This window comes from Lactobacillus helveticus DSM 20075 = CGMCC 1.1877 (assembly GCF_000160855.1).
In the GTDB taxonomy this organism is placed as follows: domain Bacteria; phylum Bacillota; class Bacilli; order Lactobacillales; family Lactobacillaceae; genus Lactobacillus; species Lactobacillus helveticus.
Genome location: NZ_GG700752.1, coordinates 50,827 through 53,432, shown reverse-complemented (window position 1 = coordinate 53,432; position 2,606 = coordinate 50,827). Strand labels below are relative to the sequence as shown.

At 38.9% G+C, this 2,606-nt stretch carries 4 protein-coding genes; all 4 read left to right on the top strand.

The window, feature by feature from the left end; translation table 11 throughout:
- Positions 1–33 precede the first annotated feature (33 nt).
- The 4 genes from HMPREF0518_RS00270 (at position 34) to HMPREF0518_RS00260 (ending at position 2,594) form a co-directional block, all read left to right on the top strand.
- A complete protein-coding gene (locus tag HMPREF0518_RS00270; protein WP_003624871.1) occupies positions 34–963 on the top strand; it encodes a DegV family protein in 930 nt (309 codons plus the stop codon).
- Between the two features lie 118 nt (positions 964–1,081).
- The gene (locus HMPREF0518_RS00265) at positions 1,082–1,960 is read left to right on the top strand and encodes an ROK family protein (protein WP_020828865.1); all 879 of its coding nucleotides are present in this window, start codon (positions 1,082–1,084) and stop codon (positions 1,958–1,960) included.
- Positions 1,961–2,111: 151 nt separating this feature from the next.
- Positions 2,112–2,282, top strand: coding sequence for a CsbD family protein (locus tag HMPREF0518_RS09520; protein ID WP_003624867.1), 171 nt, complete (start codon positions 2,112–2,114; stop codon positions 2,280–2,282).
- 51 nt (positions 2,283–2,333) lie between these two features.
- Positions 2,334–2,594 (top strand): GlsB/YeaQ/YmgE family stress response membrane protein, encoded by a 261-nt coding sequence (locus tag HMPREF0518_RS00260; RefSeq protein WP_003631749.1) that lies wholly within the window; start codon positions 2,334–2,336, stop codon positions 2,592–2,594.
- The last annotated feature ends 12 nt before the right edge of the window (positions 2,595–2,606 follow it).

Here is a 2,606-nt window from a genome sequence, read left to right as displayed (position 1 = left end):
ATGGAGCCGAATATGTAACAAAGGAGAAAAAATATGAAAATCGCCGTTTTAACTGATAGCTCAGCTTATTTAACTAAAGAACAACAGGAAAAATATCATATCGATGTTTTGCCTATTCCGATTATTTGGAATAATAAAACGTATCGTGATCTGATTGATATTGGTTACGAAGAGTTTTATCAAAAACTAGACGAAGAAAAGAACTTGCCAACTACTTCACAGCCATCAATCGGTAATTTACAAAAGAAGATTGATGAATATGTCCAGGAGGGCTACACCGATGTGATCATAATTACCTTATCTAGTGGTATTTCAAGCTATTACTCTACTGTGCACAGTATCGCTGAAGACGAAACTAGGATTAAGGTACATCCTTTTGATAGCAAAATTACATGTGCTGGTGAAGCAGATTATGCTATTCTTGCAGGACGCCTTGTCGCAGCTGGAGCAGACGTTGATTTAATCATGCATGATTTAACTGATCTGCAGAAAACAATGGATGTGCGCTTTATGGTGGACGATTTAAGCCACTTGAAGCGTACGGGCCGTCTTTCTAACGCTGCTAGCTTTGTCGGTGCTTTGTTAAAAATTAAGCCTATTCTTTCAATGGATGTGCAAGCTGAAGGACACATTTCCGCAATTGCTAAAGAACGCCAAACCAAGCGGGCTTATAAGCATATCCAAACTGATTTTGATAATCTGACCAAGAATATGCCATATAAGATTCAATGCACTATTTTTGATTCGCTTGATCCAGACAAAAAAGAAGAGTGGGTTAAGGATTATCAAGCTAAGTTCCCTAAGTATGAATTTAATACTAGCATCATTGGCCCGGTAGTCGGAGTGCACGTAGGACAAGGAACTATGGCAATGATTTGGTGCCGCGAATTGGATGATTATTTTGATGAAAACGGTCAGCCAATCAAAGGAATTGACTCAAAAGAAGTTGTAGATAATGCGTAAGTAAAGAAATTTAATTGCGTATACATGAAAGCCTTTACACCTGAGGGCTTTTTTCTTCATAATAGGTGCAGCACAAAACTATTTGGAGATGAAAATTTTTTACGAAAAGGATGAGAATATGTCAGATAAGAAATATGTCGGCAGTATTGAAGCCGGTGGTACTAAATTTATCGTAGCAGTTCAAGATGTTGAAACAGGTAAGGAAGTTGCAAGAGACCGTATTCCAACTACCACCAATAAGGAAACTTTGGAAAAGACTGCAGAGTTCTTTAAGAAGCATCCAGTTGATGCATTAGGTATTGGTACTTTTGGTCCAATTGATATTAATCCTAAGTCAAGAACCTACGGTTATATCTTGGATACACCAAAGCCAGGTTGGTCAGGTACTAATGTAAAAGGATTCTTTGAAAAAGAATTAGGTATTCCTGTAGTAATGACAACTGACGTTAATGCATCATGCTACGGTGAATATGTTGCGCGCGGCCGTGACGATTCTAAGAGTTACTTCTATGCAACTGTAGGTACTGGTGTAGGTGCCGGCATTGTCCAAGGTGGCAAGATGCTTGGCCTTAACAACCACCCTGAAATGGGTCACATGCTTGTGCGTCGCTACCCAGGTGATGACTATGAAGGCCACTGTCCGTTCCATAACGATGCTTGTGTAGAAGGAATGGCAGCCGGTCCAAGTCTTGAAGGTAGAACTGGTATCCCAGGTGAAAAGCTTTCTCGTGATAACGAAGTCTTCACTTACTCTGCATACTACATTGCACAAATGCTCTTCAATGTTTACATGACTGCTCGTCCAGATGTGATGATCGTGGGTGGTTCTGTATTAAACGAAGACGATTTAGTTAAGGTAAGAAAGTTCTTTGACGAATTTAACAACAACTATGTAGCTACACCTGATTTGAATGAATTAATTGTTCGTCCAGCTGTAGCTAACAATGGTTCAGCTATCTTAGGCGATTTTGAATTAGCTAAGAATTTACTTAAGTAAAAAAGAATAAAAAATAAATATGCAATAAAAAGGCTCAACATCTTAAGAAATACGTAAGGCGAGCCTTTTTTGACGTAATCGGATACAAATCAGTGTAATATTAAAAACGTAGAAAGCTTATCACATTATTTTTCAGAAAGGAGTCCTACCTATGAAAAAGACAGATAGAGGTTTAAAAGACAAGGTTATCGGAAAAGTGAAAGAGGTCGAAGGTAAGGTTACCGGCGACAAGGCTCGCGAAGTGCAAGGAAAAGCTCAACAAGGTAAGGGTAAAATAAAGGAAAAGGCTAAGAAGTTAAAGGATGATCTTGAAGATCATTAAAATAGCAGTTTGTTTTATTAAACCTAAACGGAAAGAAAAAGAGGTGATCCTATGTTACATTGGATCTGGGTCTTAATAGTTGGTGCTATAATAGGACTAGCCGCCGGTTTCATAACTGGTAAAGGCGGGTCGATGGGCTTCATAGCTAATACAATAGCGGGGCTGGTTGGCTCGACTCTTGGACAAGCAATCTTTGGTGAATGGGGACCACAAATGGCTGGCATGGCAATAGTGCCGTCCATATTGGGAGCGATAATATTGGTTGCTTTGGTTTCATTCATCATGAGTATTTTCAAACGACAAACTGAATAAAAACTTAATACT